The organism is Exiguobacterium sp. s161, assembly GCF_018619045.1.
Classification (GTDB): Bacteria; Bacillota; Bacilli; order Exiguobacteriales; family Exiguobacteriaceae; genus Exiguobacterium_A; species Exiguobacterium_A indicum.
Window position 1 is genome coordinate 348,801 of the sequence record NZ_JACSNH010000001.1, and the last position, 14,250, is coordinate 363,050.

A 14,250-nucleotide genomic window follows, 5' to 3' on the forward strand; every position below is an offset into this window, starting at 1 on the left:
ATGAGAGAATTAGTAAAATTGTTTGTGAGGCAAGTGCAATCGTTTGCACAACGTGTCATTCGATTTCTTGCCTTTCATGGACGATGTATGAAAGGATGGATGTCGGATGGCACCAACGATCGAAGCGGTCATTTTTGATTTAGACGGCGTAATCACGGATACAGCAGAGTATCACTACTTAGCGTGGAAACAATTAGGAGAGGATTTGGATATCCCGTTCGACCGGGAATTCAATGAGACATTAAAAGGTGTCAGCCGGATGGATTCACTCGAGCGTATCCTTGCGCTTGGTGGAAAACAGGATGCTTTTTCGGAAGACGAGAAGCTAGCACTCGCTGCGAAGAAGAACGAACACTATGTCACATTGATCCAGCACATCTCTGAACAGGATCTTCTTCCTGGAATCACTGCATTCCTTGATGAAATCCGAAACGCTGGGCTGAAAATCGGGATGGCGTCCGCTTCTAAAAATGCGCTGATGGTCGTCGAGGCATTAAAGGTTCGACATTACTTCGATGACATCGTAGATGCTGCAACTGTTGCACAATCGAAACCACACCCTGAAGTGTTTCTCCGTGCTGCGGAAGCGCTCGACGTCGAACCAAGCCGTTGCATCGGTGTAGAAGATGCGACAGCGGGCATCACTGCCATCCACGCTGCCGGTATGTATGCCGTCGGCGTAGGACCGGAGTCGGCGCTCCATGAGGCAGACTATCGTGTCGATTCGACAGATTTGCTTTCCCTTGAGCAAATCCTCGCTAGTCGCTAACTGAGATTCATTCATTCCCTGATGATTGAATCGCAATCAACCTCTCTTTTCTTTTATGTGTCAGAAAAAGAAGTGATTTCCCTGAATCTCTTCTTTTTCAAAAAAATAACGCTCAGCCGTATGATTCGGCTGAGCGTTATTTTTTGGTTAGAGGGAAGAAAGAATCGCGTTTGCTACTGCATCAGCATAGCGTTGCTGATAAGAAGGAGAAACGAGTTTCGCCCGGTCATTAGCATTGGATAGGAAACCAAGTTCCGTTAATGTAGCGGGTGCATTCGTACCGCGAAGAACAGCGAGGTTCCCGAATTTAATACCACGATCACGTAATCCAATCGAGTTAACAAGATTGTTTTGGAGATTTCGTGATAGAGCAACAGATGCATTACCTCTGTAATAGAAGTTTTCAGCGCCATAAGCACTTGTTGAAGATGCAGCATTAATATGGATACTGACGAAGATGTTTGTCTTATGGGCGTTCGAGATGACGCTACGATCTGTTAACGAAGGATAGTAATCATTCGTATAACGTGTCAACTTCACATCGACTGTTTTAGATAGGCGCTCGGCTACGAGTTTAGCGACTGACATGACGATATCGCGTTCATAGATGCCATAGCGCGCAGCGCCGACATCATGTCCACCGTGACCTGGGTCTAAGACGACGAGTGGACGAGCAGACATAGAAGGCTGGAAGAGCGAGAGATACGTCGCTTCGACATATCCATAACGTCCATCAGATGTTTTGACAGCGACGAATCCTTTTGTCTTATGTAAAGCATTCGTTACCGTAACAACGGAACCACGTGGCAGTGTACCGATAGAAGGGCTGATCGAACTTGCACCAGACCGTAATGTCAATGAATCATTAAAAGGAACGAGAACATACATCGTCGTACCTGAATAATCAGCTGCAGATCCGACAGGTGGTAAAGAAGCAGAAGAAGACGTCGTTTTCTTCAAGTAACTTCCTGAGACATAGCCTTTTTTACTACCGTAAGACACTTGGTACCAGTTATCCTTCCGATACGAAGAGGTAACGATCTTTCCTTTAGGAATCGTTAGTAGTTTAGCTGAGGTAGCAGAATTCGATGTACGTAAATTCAAAGCGTCCAACGTAATGTAGTTCGTTTTCGCGAATGTCGTACCGGTAGCACTTGCTGTGACGACCGCTTTCTTTTTCAAGTAAGAACCAGCAACATAACCAGTTTTTGATTTGTAAGATACTTTATACCAGCTTCCCTTCTTGTAAGAAGAGGAAAGTGTTGTTCCTTTAGGAATCGTCAATAATTTAGTCGAAGCAGCAGAATCAGACTTACGAAGGCTCAACGAATCCGTCGTCGTGTAGTTCGTCTTCGTAAAGGATGTACCGACAGTACTAGCTTTAACGGCCGCTTTCTTCTTTAAGTAACTTCCTGAGACATAACCCGTCTTAGAACTGTAAGAGACTTTGTACCAGTTTCCTGTTTTATACGAAGAAACGACTGATTTTCCTTTAGGAATCGTCAACAATTTTTTAGAGGAAGTAGTAGCAGAAGCGCGAAGATTTAGTGCATCTGTTGTTTGATAAGTAGCTTTCGTGATAGAAGCAGCAGATGCCTCGGGTGTTGGGGCGGCTACCGTGAAAAGTACGGCCGAAGCAATACTTGCGATCAAGACGGAAGTTTTAGTAGGCATAGTGTGCTCTCCTTTTAAATTTAGTATTGTAAAACAGGATATAAAAATGACAAAATGAAGAAAGATTTAAAATTATATATTAAAAACAATAATTTTATGTTCTAGGTTCGCTCCTTTCTGTTAAGATAAAAATGGAAATCAGCAACAGATAAAAAATTGCCAATATTACAAAAAAATTAAAATAACATAGAAATCATATAACAAAAAGGTAAATAAATGGTAATATTATTTCAAAAAACATACAATTGAAACATAATTGAAATATTATTGTGTCATCAATACAAGAAAGAAGGTAAAAAGTATGGATCCGAATGAACATATTTACAGAGAGCTGATGGAAATCGAAGAAGAATATCGCCGTCTTCAACGAAGAGCAGAGTACTTAGTAGCTGAATTAAGTCGAACGAATCAAGATCATGCACAGGAAGTTTCTGTTGCACTAGAGCGTCCATTGAAACAACGAAGAGTGAATCAGCGATATCCACTGGAAGTTTACGTACACCAAATCAGTGATTTGATGCGCGAACGCGAGTCGATGTCAGCACGAGATATTCAGATGGAACTCGAACTTCGTTATCGTCACCAAATCAGTAACATTTATCAGCTTATGGCGAAAGTTGAACAGGCAAACCCGGCGATTCAAAAAGTGGGTCGTGGAATCTATACATATGATTCATCGGCAGAAGTTCCGATTTTTATGTAGTTTTTTCAAAAAACGTCGTTTCTTTTTTAAAGAAAGGCGTTTTTTTTGTTGAATGAATTCCAAAATAAAGATTTATTTTTAAAATAAGTAAATGATTTTCTTAAAAATGGTTTTTATCTCTTCTGTTCCATTTTTTAACTGATATAATGGATACGTAGATGAAAAAATTGTCGGACCTGACGTCACGTGGACGTGGGGAGAGGAGAAAAACAGTGCTTCAACTCGTAAAAAATACATTCAACGAACAGTCTAAGCGACTGAAGAACTATATGAAAATCGTAAAAGAAATCAATGCGTTAGAAAGTCGTTATCAAGCGATGACGGATGATGAATTAAAAAATCAAACAATCCACCTAAAGGAACGCATCGAAGCCGGTGAGACGATTGATCAACTAAAGACGGAGGCATTTGCTCTTGTCCGAGAGGCAAGTGTTCGTACGTTAGGCATGCGTCATTACGATGTTCAATTGATTGGTGGTCTTGCGTTACTAGACGGTCATATCGCAGAAATGGCGACGGGGGAAGGAAAAACATTAGTCGCGTCGTTACCGAGTTTTACAAAAGCCTTAAGTGGTAAAGGGGTTCATGTCATCACCGTCAATGACTACTTGGCACGACGAGACGTGGATCAGATCGGAGAAATTCACCGTTTTCTTGGTTTAACAGTAGGACTAAATGTTCCCGATCTGTCACCTGATGAGAAACGTGCTGCCTATGGCGCAGATATTACATATGGAGTCGGTACAGAATTTGGCTTCGACTACTTGCGCGATCATCTCGTCAATCGGAAGGAAGACCGTGTACAACGAAAACATCACTTTGCCATCATCGATGAAGTCGATAGTATTTTAATCGACGAAGCGAAAACACCACTCATCATGGCAGGTAAGGGCTCGGTGCATGAAGGGTTACAAACCGTCGCTAAGCTGATCGTATCAAAGTTTCCTACGGATGCATACGAATACGACGAAGAGATCAAAGCAGTTTCGCTTACGGATAAAGGAATTTCGATCATCGAAGAGAACTTCGCCATCGATAATCTTTTCGCAGCTGAGCATCAAGTACTTTATCATTACATGGTTCAAGCCTTGCGTGCTCACGTCGTCATGAAACGAGACGTTGATTACATCGTAAAAGATGGAAAAATCGAGTTAGTTGATTTATTTACAGGACGCATCATGGAAGGACGAAGTTTGTCGGATGGGCTCCATCAAGCCATTGAAGCAAAAGAAGGCATTGACATCACGGAAGAAAATAAAACGACGGCCCAAGTTACGATCCAACATTATTTCCGGATGTACGAGCTCGTTTCAGGCATGACAGGTACGGCACAAACTTCACGACAAGAGCTTCTAAAGACATACGGAATGGATGTCGTACAAGTCCCGACCAATCGCCCGAAACTCCGTGAAGATGCTTCTGACATCATTTACGCGACGAAAGAGGAGAAATATGAAGCTGTGGCGCGTGCGACGAAGGAAGCACACGCAAGACGGCAACCCGTATTGATCGGAACGACGTCCATCGAACAATCATTTGCTGTAGCTGAAGCTTTAGATACACATCAGTTACCGTATCAAATCCTGAATGCAAAGACGGTCGACCAAGAAACTGACATCATTCGTGAAGCCGGGCAACACGGACGCATCACGATTGCGACGAACATGGCAGGCCGAGGGACAGATATTACGTTGGATGAGATTGCGAAAGAAGCAGGTGGGTTGTTTGTCATCGGTACCGAGCGTCATGAGTCGGTTCGGATTGATAACCAGCTAAGAGGACGTTCAGGACGTCAAGGAGATCCAGGTAAAAGTCAATTCATCGTATCACTCGAAGATGACCTCGTCCGGCGTTTTGCAAAGGATCGATTGGAGAAAGTCTTGAAAAAAGTGAAGACGAGTCAGCATGAACCGGTTACGTTAAAAGAAGCACAAGCGTTATTGAGCTATGCGCAAGAAACATGCGAGGGGACAGGTTATTCGATTCGAGAGGAACTTGTTAAACTCGATGACGTCCTTCATCAGCACCGTCTTGTCATCTATGCGATCCGTAACCAAGTACTAGATGCGGAAGACATTCAAGATATGGTACTACCAATGGTCGAGCGGACGGTCGAACGTATCGTGGATCGTTATCTATCTGCAGAACTCGTACCGGAAGAGTGGCCAAAGGAAGAGTTCCAGTTCGCGATGGACGAATTACTAAACGACGAAGTACCACTTCCAGATGATTTAGAACAGCCGGAAGAGGTCAAAGCGTATTATGTGAACATTGTTTCCGCTCGTCGTGAAAAATGGATAGAGGAACTAAAGAATCCTGCAGTAGACGAGCTGATCCGAGATCAGCTATTGGCATCGATCGAAGAGCACTGGACGGAACATTTGACGACGATGAATACGCTAAAAGAAGGCATTCATCTTCGGAGTTACGGTCAAGAACAGCCTGTTCGGATGTACGAAAAGGAAGGCTTTGAAATCTTCAACTACACGATTGCTGAAATCGAGTATCCCGTTGCCTATGTCTTACAACGATTGTCCGAATATATCATGCTAGATGAAGAAATCGAGGAGATGGAGTTAGATGTTTAATCGCAGAAAACAAATCATTTTAGAAGCAGAGACACAAGAAAATACAGGACTGTATAAGCCTCGATTGATTTTTACAGAAGATATGTTGATCGAGAAAGAAGATGAATATCTTTTCCGTTACCATGCTAATCAATTGCCAGACTTGGAGTTAAATCAACTGTCCGTCGAAGCGCTGCAAGTGGACCTATCCTCCTCGCCGATTTCAATCGTCGCGTTGTTTCGAAATACATTAGAAAATAGTTTTCATGTAGATGGTCTTCCATTACTCGTGTTAGACGATGCCAATCGTCTGATTGGCAGAAAGGTTTTGACGACGGAAGATATTCCGGAGTTCGTACCGATTAGTAGTATGCCATGTTGGCTTGATTTTTCCGAGGAAGAACTTTTCTTAACGGAAGAAGAAAATTTCCCGGAAAAGATTCGTCTCTTATTTGGTTTAGAAGAGACGCATGATCTCGAGATTCCACCGGACTTCCTTGATACTGAAGCGCGACGTGTACGTCAGACATTCTATTCAACCCCGACGTTGAAGAATGAAGAAGTCAATGTCATGAATGTTTGGAACGAGAAGAACGAAAATAGGATGACAGGATTGTTTTTGATTCGAAACGGATATGAACAGGCGATTCAACTCGGAACGCTTCCGTTACAACTTATGAACGGGGAACAAATCTTGCAGACATTGCAGGTAGCGTTAACGTCCCCAATCGAAGCTAAAACGACCCTTGCAATCAAAGTCGTCTTAGACGTGACGGAGTGGCAAGACCAAGACGTGTTGCAATTCCGAGTCGCACAAGCATAAGCATATGCTTTTTGTTTACAGAATGGGAACGAACGATTTTTGGAAGAAGAATGTGGTATAATTCGCGCAGGAGCGTGATGTTATTATGTTATGGACAGCGTCCATTGTCTGTTTCATCGCTGCATTGCTGATTACCCCCGTTGTCAAACGTTTTGCCATTGCAGTGGGCGCGGTGGATAGTCCGGATGCACGAAAAGTACATGTTCGAATCATGCCACGTCTAGGTGGGCTTGCGATTTATATCTCATTCATGATCGGATACTTTATCTTACAACCATCGAGTCCATATGCGACTCATATATTAGTCGGTAGTTTCGTGATCATCATGACCGGTATGTTGGATGATCGTTTTCAACTGAATGCTAGGCTGAAGTTAATGGGACAAATCGTAGCGGCAGTCATTGTTTTAAATGGTGGGATTCGAATCGAGTTTATCAATTTGCCGTTTGATCAACAGCTGTATCTCGGGTGGTGGAGTGTGCCACTGACCTTCTTGTGGGTCATCGGTATCACGAATGCCGTCAACTTGATTGATGGATTAGACGGACTAGCTGCTGGCGTATCGAGTATCGTCTTGTTGACGCTAATCAGTTTAGCTGTGATTCAAGGGAACGTCTACGTGACGATCGTTGCGATCCTCTTGCTTATGAGTACGCTCGGTTTCCTGTTTCATAATTTTTATCCGGCAAAGATTTTCATGGGAGATACAGGTTCGCTGTATCTTGGATATATGCTGGCCGTACTTTCCCTACTTGGATTCAAAAATGTAACTTTATTCTCACTTGCTGTACCAGTCATTTTGCTCGGGATTCCGATTTCAGACACGCTATTCGCTATCGTGCGTCGTATGTTACAAGGGAGACCACCGTTCGCACCCGATAAAGAGCACTTGCATCACCGCTTACTCGATTTGGGATTTACGATGAGACAAGCCGTTTTAGTGATTTATGGACTTTGTGGTGTGTTCGGAATGACGGCAATCCTCTTTTCGCAAACGAATTCGCTCGGTGCTTTTATTTCTCTCGTTATCTTATTGATCGTACTAGATATTTTAGTCGAATCGTTGGGATTGTTAGGGGATAAATATCGACCCATTCTCAAACTATTAGAACGTCTTACAACGAAATGATTTAAAAAGATCGCTCATCTCAATGTGCGGTCTTTTTTTAAGGGAGATGAGAAAATGCAAGAAATAAATAAAAATGAACGCATTCAGTACTTGGATATTTTGAGGGGATTTGCTTTATGTGGCATTCTATTTGTCAACATGCCAAGTTTTCTTGGCGATCGACCGAATGCGATGATGGGAGACGTCGATCAAGCGATTCGTTTGGTGTTTGACCTCTTCATCCAGACAAAATTCTATACGCTGTTTAGTGTCTTGTTTGGAGCAGGTTTTTATCTGTTCATCCAGCGTTTGCAGCAAAAAGGATTACCGAAGACAATTTTTGCACGACGTCTCGGGATTCTTCTCGTCATTGGACTACTACACTTATGTATTTGGCAGGGAGATATTTTACATACGTATGCGTTGACCGGTTTTATCTTATTGTTATTTATAAAAACAAAGCCGATCACGAAGCTTTTGTTTGCGACAGCATTTCAAATCTATGCCCTTTTGCTCTACCTACTTATTTTCTTTGGGGCTCGTCAATTGGGCGACACTCCCGTCGTCGAGCTAGATAAGACACTTCAGTCGTTCGTCGCATCGCGCGATCTCCTCGGATTTTTATCACATCACGCGACAGTTCAATTACCGGAAGCCCTCATGAATTCTGGTGTCATTTGGCCAGAAATTTTATCCCTGTTCTTGATTGGAGCCTATTTGATGGAACGCTTCAGCGCAGCGCCACCGACGAATCGTTTCCTGTGGTGGACGCTTGGAATTAGTTTACTCCTGACACTTCCATCATTTGCAGGAATCATACAGGCGCATGCTGACGTACCAGACGGATCCATCAATCTATTTTACGTCTGGCTCTCAGGACGCACGCTTGCGATCACCTATGCTTGTGCCGTTGCGCTACTCGTTCGTGCTGGACGCATGCAATGGTTTGCTGGACTGGGACGGATGGCATTGACGAATTATTTGATGCATACAGTCGTCTTTACCGTGTTCGTCTTCTTCAGTGGACAACATGGAACGACACCGTTATGGCAAGGACTGTTACTCGTTTTCCTGCTTTTGATCGCACAAGGTGTTGCTTCAAACAGATATCTCCAGTCTCATCCACAAGGTCCCATGGAGAAATTGTGGCGAAAAGGGACTTATGGAAAGAAAAACCGTTGAAGTTCACAAGAACTTAACATCTTTTATGTAGAATGAAGGATGGAGGTGAAACATGCATCGTTTAATTGAAATCTTTCTTGTATCGTTCAAGCTCGGACTGACGTCGTTCGGAGGTCCGGTCGCCCATCTCGGGTATTTTTATGAAGAATATGTCAAACGGAAAAAATGGATTGATGAGAAAGCATATGCTGACTTAGTTGCGCTCTGTCAATTCCTCCCGGGTCCCGCTTCGAGTCAGGTCGGAATGGGAATCGGTTTGATCCGTGGAGGCGTAGCAGGGGCGATCATTTCCTTCGTCGGCTTTACGTTACCGTCGAGTATCGCCTTGATTCTGTTCGCGATTCTTGCGACACAGTTCGATGTCGCAGAAGCCGGATTCATTCATGGCTTGAAACTCGTTGCGGTTGCAATCGTTGCTGACGCCGTCCTGGGCATGGGAATGAAACTTGCGACAGGCGTCAAACGAATGACGTTGATGCTACTGGCGCTAGCAGGCGTACTCTTGATCGCACATCCACTGGCACAAGTCGGTGTCTTGTTGCTCGCAGGTCTTCTTGCGTTCTTTTGGTTTAAAGAAGAGACGGAGACGGGTGGGTCCTTGTCGATTCGCGTACCACGCCTACTTAGCATCACGGCACTCGTCTTATTCTTCGTCTTACTTGCCGTCACACCGTTTCTCGCGCAATCTGCGACGGGAACCGTCCAACTGACGAGTATCATGTACAGTGCCGGTGCCCTCGTCTTTGGTGGCGGACATGTCGTCTTGCCATTCCTTGAGCAGACACTCGTACCTGGATTGATGAACACGGATACGTTCCTTGCTGGTTACGCCGCTGCACAAGCGGTACCAGGACCACTCTTTACGTTCGCGACGTATCTCGGTACGATCGTTTCTGGTGTTTCTGGAGGAATTCTTGCGACGCTCGCGATCTTCCTACCAGGATTCCTACTCGTCATCGGTGTTTTACCGAACTGGGATCGTATTCGGAAGAATCAATCGGTCGGTCGGATCTTGATTGGCGTCAATGCTGCCGTCGTTGGTATTTTGCTTGCCGCTCTTTATGATCCAATCTTTACGTCAAGCATCAAGAGTGGTCTTGATTTCTTGATTGCCTTCGGTTTGTTCTGTTTACTTCGTTTTTATAAACAGTCGCCGTTACGAATCGTGTTGATTGGAGCCGTTCTCGGATTCCTATTCTTTTAAACCGCACAAAGAAGCAGCAGACATGCGTCTGCTGCTTCTTTGTTTTCGCTTAATGAAGCTTTAAATTCGAGTCAAAAAGACAAGTTCGATATCGTGGCGCCACTCACGTTGGACTTCCGTAAAGCCAAAACGAGCGTAGAGCGTAAGGGCAGGAAGATTACGCGCACCTGTCATGACATGCTTCACGTGATCATGCTGAAGCAGGTGGTGCAGTAAGGATTGGGCGATGCCTTGGCGAAAATATTCCGGATTCACAACGAGGCGCGTGATCGTTCCATCAACATATGTGATCGCACCGACTACGCTATCATACAAGAGATAAACGAACCCGTTCGGTTGCTCCGCTTCGATGTCATCGATCGTTTCCGATAAAGGTGGAAAGTCTACTGTTTCCAGTAGACGCGCTTCGATTCGATAAGCAAGACGTTGAAGTTCTAGCAAAGCTGCATGATCAGTTGATCGTAGTCGTCGTATCATCCGTCGCCTCTTCTGATGTCGTCATGTCAGTAGCGTCATCAGCAGGTAAATTGAGCTGTTCTTTTAATGTTGTTTTAGCTTCGGCAAGTGAAAGTGGATCGATTTGATAGTAATAGACGCCATTGATTTTCGTATCTGATCCCGTTAAATCAATACGATTAATGGATCCGAGTGATTTGACGAACGGTTGTAGCTGGAAGGCTTCCGTTAGTGACATATTCGTTTTGAAGTTATCGCCTGTAGCATCCATCAAGTCATTGAGTTTCGTGATCGAACCGAAGGAAGTCGACTGTTCGATAATCGCTTGTACGATTTGTTGCTGGCGTTTTGTACGTCCGATATCACCCTCAGGGTCTTCATAACGCATTCTGGCGTAGGCCAACGCTTCTTCCCCATTGAGTGTCTGCTGACCAGGTTCGAGTTTGATACTGTTTCGTTTATCGGAAGAGTCGAGTGTGTCGATCGGTAGTTTGACGTCGACATCAATACCGCCAAGCGCATCGACGATAGCAACGACACCATTAAAGTTGATGGAGGCGTAATAGTCTACAGGAATATCAAACAACGTTTCGACTGTCTCAATCGTTGAATCAATTCCTCCATAAGCATACGAATGGTTGATTTTATCTTCATATCCGACAGAAGGGATTTGTACGAGAGAATCTCGAGGGATGCTGACCATGTCTACGGTTTGATCTGTTTTATTGAATGTGGCGATGATCATCGTATCAGCGCGAGAAGAAGTGTCTCCGGGACGTTCATCCGTTCCGACAAGCAAGACGGAGAAATGGTCCTTCGTCAAGTCGACTGCCGCTTCACGTTTTTCTGACTTGTCTCCACGTGCTAAGTCGACTTTTGTCTCATTAGCCGTTTGAAGAGTCTTGTTGGCGACGTAAGCGAATGCTGCACCGCCAGTTACTAAAATGATCAAAAATAAAAAAACAAGACGCTTGAACCAAGAACGCTTCTTTTTTTTCTTTGACCGTGATCGTATCGGTTCATCCATTTCAAGTACTCCTTACTTAACAGAATTATTAAAAAACTTTCGGAATCTTTACAATCAGTATAGCAGGTCAGGAAAGAATGTCACGTTCGAGGTAGCGAAAAGCACCTTCTTGGAAGTGGGCTTGCGCATTCGTCAGATCTGTCATCCATTCAATAAAGGTAGGAACATCTGCCGTTTTGACTAAGACATCGACTTGAACTTGATCCAAATAATGAATCTGATCAATCGGATGAATGCTTGATCGAAGTTCATTCTCAATTTTTCCAAGCCACGTATAGTCAATGTGCACTTCTACCACTTGATGCTGAATCCGTTCAACAACGCCGATTGCATTCAATGCTTCCGAGACGCTTGAGCCATAGGCACGAATTAATCCACCGCCACCAAGCTTAATGCCGCCAAAATAACGTGTGACCACAACAACGGTATCGCGTAAATCTCTTTTTTTCAGTACTTCAAGCATCGGGACGCCTGCTGTTCCGCTAGGTTCACCATCATCACTCGCTTTTTGGATTTGATTTTGTTCCCCGATGACATACGCAGAACAGTTATGATTTGCATCATGATGCTTCTTTTTAATCTGCGCAATGAAGTCTTGTGCCTCTGTTTCGGAAGAAATGCGAGAAATATATGTAATGAATCGAGACTTTTGAATAATGATTTCGTGGAAACCGCTTTCTTTTACTGTATAATAATGAGATAATGTCATACTATTAATGTCCTCCTCGTTGACTAGTTCTTTCTAGCATAACGACGTTCAGAGAGAGAGACAACCATTTGAGTGGTAAGGACCGGAGGGAGTCACGATGACGCATGAAATGAAGGAGCGACTGTCGTTGAATGATATCGTACAAAACATCATTGGTGTCGTAGAGGAAAGTCGCGAAGAAATCGTTCGGATCACGGAGGATTCGAGAGAGCAATATGCTGAAATCCAGCAAGAATTGCGCGACTTGAAAGTTCGTGTCCATGATTATATAAAAGAAGCAGAGCGACTAGAACGTCATATTAAGGATGCCAAGACACGACTAGTCATCGTCAGCAAAAATTTCGAAAACTATTCGGAGCAAGATGTTCGGAAAGCCTATGAAACAGCGAACTCACTACAACTGGAGTCGTTTATCAATCAACGGGATGAGATGAATTGCCGGAAGCGGCGTGATGAGTTGGAACGTCGTCTCATTCAGTTAGACGAAACAATCGAACGAGCGGATATGCTGATTGGACGTGTATCCGTTGTCTTGAATTTTTTGACGGACGATATGCAAGTCATGAATGAGAAGTACGAAAAAGCGATGCAAAAACAGGAAATGGGCTTAAAAGTTTTTCAATCTGCTGAAAACGAACGACGGCGGTTATCTCGCGAAATGCATGATGGTCCAGCGCAGACATTGGCGCACGTATTAATTCGGGCGGATCTGATTGAAAAAATTCATCAACACAATGGAGCAGAAGCTGCTTTTGAGGAAATTCATCGTCTTCGTGTCTTGATTCGAGACGGATTAGCGGACATTCGTCGCATTATTTATGATCTCCGTCCAATGACGTTGGACGATCTTGGTTTCGTCCCGACGCTTGAGCGGTATTTACGACATATGCAAGAAATTTCGAATATTGAGATTCAATTTAAATACCTAGGTGGTGGCGAACGGATCGACTCCACCTATGAGGTCGCGGTCTTCCGGATCGTTCAAGAAGCTGTCCAAAATGCCGTGAAGCATTCCAATGCAAAGGACATTCGTATTATCATAGAACAATATCAACATTCCATTCGCATTCACGTAAAGGATAACGGAGTCGGATTCGACTTCGACTCGATCGTCGACTCACATGACGAGTCGTTTGGATTGATCGGGATGCGTGAACGCATTGAATTGATCGATGGAGAATTCGAGGTCGAAACGTACCCTGGGGGCGGGACGGTCATCAAGGTAAAGATTCCGATCGAGGAATCCGAAGCGAGAGGGGAAACACTGTGAACAACGAGCAAGTGAAAGTAGTCATCATTGACGATCATCAGTTATTCCGTGAGGGAGTAAAACGAATTCTTGACTTCGAGGAAGAGTTCGTAGTCGTAGCGGAAGGAGAGAGCGGCGTAGATGTCATTCCTCTCGTCGAAGCACACCAACCAGACATCGTATTGATGGATATCAATATGCCACAAGTCAACGGTGTCGATGCAACGAAACGTTTAATGGAAGTACACCCGGAAGTTCGGGTCATCATCTTATCGATCCATGATGATGAGACATATGTCATGCACGCCTTAGGAGCGGGAGCCGTCGGATATTTATTGAAGGAGATGGCGACGGATGAACTCGTCAACGCGATTCGTTCCGTCTATCGTGAAGGTGGATATGTACACCCGAAAGTGACACCAAATCTACTTCAGGAATACAGACGTCTCATGAAGATGAAACAAACGATGGCGTCACAACCCGTTGAACGTCAGGTGGCTGAGGCACCACTACACGTATTGACACGGCGTGAATGTGAAGTTTTGCAGCTACTGGCAGATGGATTCTCGAACCGTGCGATTAGCGATACATTATATATCAGTGAAAAGACAGTTAAAAACCACGTATCTTCGATTCTTCGGAAAATGAACGTTCCAGACCGCACCGGTGCGGTCGTCGAAGCGATTCGCCGAGGATGGGTCGTCGTCGTATGAACGGATAGGAAGACGGGAGCAGGACTCCCATCTTCCTTTTTTTATCCACTCAGAAGTGCTACACTT

13 protein-coding genes are annotated in these 14,250 nt (G+C 44.3%); 9 read left to right on the top strand and 4 right to left on the bottom strand.

Annotation, left to right across the window (positions count from 1 at the left end; genetic code table 11):
• Positions 1 to 106 precede the first annotated feature (106 nt).
• Positions 107 to 769 carry a beta-phosphoglucomutase gene (gene pgmB / locus KNQ14_RS01585; protein WP_023469308.1) on the top strand — a complete coding sequence of 221 codons (663 nt, stop codon included), beginning with the start codon at positions 107 to 109 and terminating at the stop codon, positions 767 to 769.
• Positions 770 to 916: 147 nt separating this feature from the next.
• Here the strand turns inward: pgmB and KNQ14_RS01590 are convergent, their stop codons facing one another.
• Positions 917 to 2,443, bottom strand: a complete 1,527-nt coding sequence (locus tag KNQ14_RS01590; protein ID WP_041255198.1) for an N-acetylmuramoyl-L-alanine amidase — start codon at positions 2,441 to 2,443, stop codon at positions 917 to 919.
• A gap of 301 nt (positions 2,444 to 2,744) precedes the next feature.
• Between KNQ14_RS01590 and KNQ14_RS01595 the strand changes: the two genes are divergently transcribed.
• The 6 genes from KNQ14_RS01595 (at position 2,745) to chrA (ending at position 10,030) form a co-directional block, all read left to right on the top strand.
• Positions 2,745 to 3,146, top strand: a complete 402-nt coding sequence (locus tag KNQ14_RS01595) for a Rok-like winged helix domain-containing protein (RefSeq protein ID WP_023469307.1) — start codon at positions 2,745 to 2,747, stop codon at positions 3,144 to 3,146.
• Between the two features lie 212 nt (positions 3,147 to 3,358).
• The gene (secA2, locus tag KNQ14_RS01600; RefSeq protein WP_214859378.1) at positions 3,359 to 5,734 is read left to right on the top strand and encodes an accessory Sec system translocase SecA2; all 2,376 of its coding nucleotides are present in this window, start codon (positions 3,359 to 3,361) and stop codon (positions 5,732 to 5,734) included.
• Positions 5,727 to 6,536 carry an SLAP domain-containing protein gene (locus KNQ14_RS01605; protein ID WP_214859380.1) on the top strand — a complete coding sequence of 270 codons (810 nt, stop codon included), beginning with the start codon at positions 5,727 to 5,729 and terminating at the stop codon, positions 6,534 to 6,536. Before secA2 ends, KNQ14_RS01605 begins: the two co-directional genes overlap by 8 nt.
• Before the next feature lie 85 nt (positions 6,537 to 6,621).
• The gene (locus KNQ14_RS01610; RefSeq protein WP_023469304.1) at positions 6,622 to 7,665 is read left to right on the top strand and encodes a glycosyltransferase family 4 protein; all 1,044 of its coding nucleotides are present in this window, start codon (positions 6,622 to 6,624) and stop codon (positions 7,663 to 7,665) included.
• A 54-nt stretch (positions 7,666 to 7,719) separates the two neighbouring features.
• Complete coding sequence (locus KNQ14_RS01615) at positions 7,720 to 8,826, top strand: DUF418 domain-containing protein (RefSeq protein WP_214859382.1); 1,107 nt, start codon at positions 7,720 to 7,722, stop codon at positions 8,824 to 8,826.
• Between the two features lie 52 nt (positions 8,827 to 8,878).
• The gene (gene chrA / locus KNQ14_RS01620; protein WP_214859384.1) at positions 8,879 to 10,030 is read left to right on the top strand and encodes a chromate efflux transporter; all 1,152 of its coding nucleotides are present in this window, start codon (positions 8,879 to 8,881) and stop codon (positions 10,028 to 10,030) included.
• 60 nt (positions 10,031 to 10,090) lie between these two features.
• Here the strand turns inward: chrA and KNQ14_RS01625 are convergent, their stop codons facing one another.
• The 3 genes from KNQ14_RS01625 to KNQ14_RS01635 all read right to left on the bottom strand — a co-directional run bounded on the left by KNQ14_RS01625 (position 10,091) and on the right by KNQ14_RS01635 (position 12,222).
• Positions 10,091 to 10,507, bottom strand: coding sequence for a GNAT family N-acetyltransferase (locus tag KNQ14_RS01625; RefSeq protein WP_214859386.1), 417 nt, complete (start codon positions 10,505 to 10,507; stop codon positions 10,091 to 10,093).
• Positions 10,482 to 11,513: an LCP family protein gene (locus KNQ14_RS01630; RefSeq protein ID WP_023469301.1), complete on the bottom strand. Its 1,032-nt coding sequence runs from the start codon at positions 11,511 to 11,513 to the stop codon at positions 10,482 to 10,484. Before KNQ14_RS01630 ends, KNQ14_RS01625 begins: the two co-directional genes overlap by 26 nt.
• 67 nt (positions 11,514 to 11,580) lie before the next feature.
• A complete protein-coding gene (locus tag KNQ14_RS01635; RefSeq protein WP_214859388.1) occupies positions 11,581 to 12,222 on the bottom strand; it encodes a YigZ family protein in 642 nt (213 codons plus the stop codon).
• Between the two features lie 97 nt (positions 12,223 to 12,319).
• On the opposite strand from KNQ14_RS01635, the gene KNQ14_RS01640 reads away from it, so the two are divergent.
• Complete coding sequence (locus KNQ14_RS01640; protein WP_023469299.1) at positions 12,320 to 13,492, top strand: sensor histidine kinase; 1,173 nt, start codon at positions 12,320 to 12,322, stop codon at positions 13,490 to 13,492.
• On the top strand, positions 13,489 to 14,184 hold the full coding sequence (locus tag KNQ14_RS01645) for a response regulator (protein ID WP_023469298.1): 696 nt from the start codon (positions 13,489 to 13,491) through the stop codon (positions 14,182 to 14,184). Before KNQ14_RS01640 ends, KNQ14_RS01645 begins: the two co-directional genes overlap by 4 nt.
• Positions 14,185 to 14,250: the final 66 nt, after the last annotated feature.

What these genes read in the sequence shown, in the direction of transcription:
- pgmB (WP_023469308.1), top strand. Translation starts at nt 107, where the DNA reads ATGGCACCAACGATCGAAGCGGTCATTTTTGATTTAGACGGCGTAATC.
- KNQ14_RS01590 (WP_041255198.1), bottom strand. Translation starts at nt 2,443, where the DNA reads ATGCCTACTAAAACTTCCGTCTTGATCGCAAGTATTGCTTCGGCCGTA.
- KNQ14_RS01595 (WP_023469307.1), top strand. Translation starts at nt 2,745, where the DNA reads ATGGATCCGAATGAACATATTTACAGAGAGCTGATGGAAATCGAAGAA.
- KNQ14_RS01605 (WP_214859380.1), top strand. Translation starts at nt 5,727, where the DNA reads ATGTTTAATCGCAGAAAACAAATCATTTTAGAAGCAGAGACACAAGAA.
- KNQ14_RS01610 (WP_023469304.1), top strand. Translation starts at nt 6,622, where the DNA reads ATGTTATGGACAGCGTCCATTGTCTGTTTCATCGCTGCATTGCTGATT.
- KNQ14_RS01615 (WP_214859382.1), top strand. Translation starts at nt 7,720, where the DNA reads ATGCAAGAAATAAATAAAAATGAACGCATTCAGTACTTGGATATTTTG.
- chrA (WP_214859384.1), top strand. Translation starts at nt 8,879, where the DNA reads ATGCATCGTTTAATTGAAATCTTTCTTGTATCGTTCAAGCTCGGACTG.
- KNQ14_RS01625 (WP_214859386.1), bottom strand. Translation starts at nt 10,507, where the DNA reads ATGATACGACGACTACGATCAACTGATCATGCAGCTTTGCTAGAACTT.
- KNQ14_RS01630 (WP_023469301.1), bottom strand. Translation starts at nt 11,513, where the DNA reads ATGGATGAACCGATACGATCACGGTCAAAGAAAAAAAAGAAGCGTTCT.
- KNQ14_RS01635 (WP_214859388.1), bottom strand. Translation starts at nt 12,222, where the DNA reads ATGACATTATCTCATTATTATACAGTAAAAGAAAGCGGTTTCCACGAA.
- KNQ14_RS01640 (WP_023469299.1), top strand. Translation starts at nt 12,320, where the DNA reads ATGACGCATGAAATGAAGGAGCGACTGTCGTTGAATGATATCGTACAA.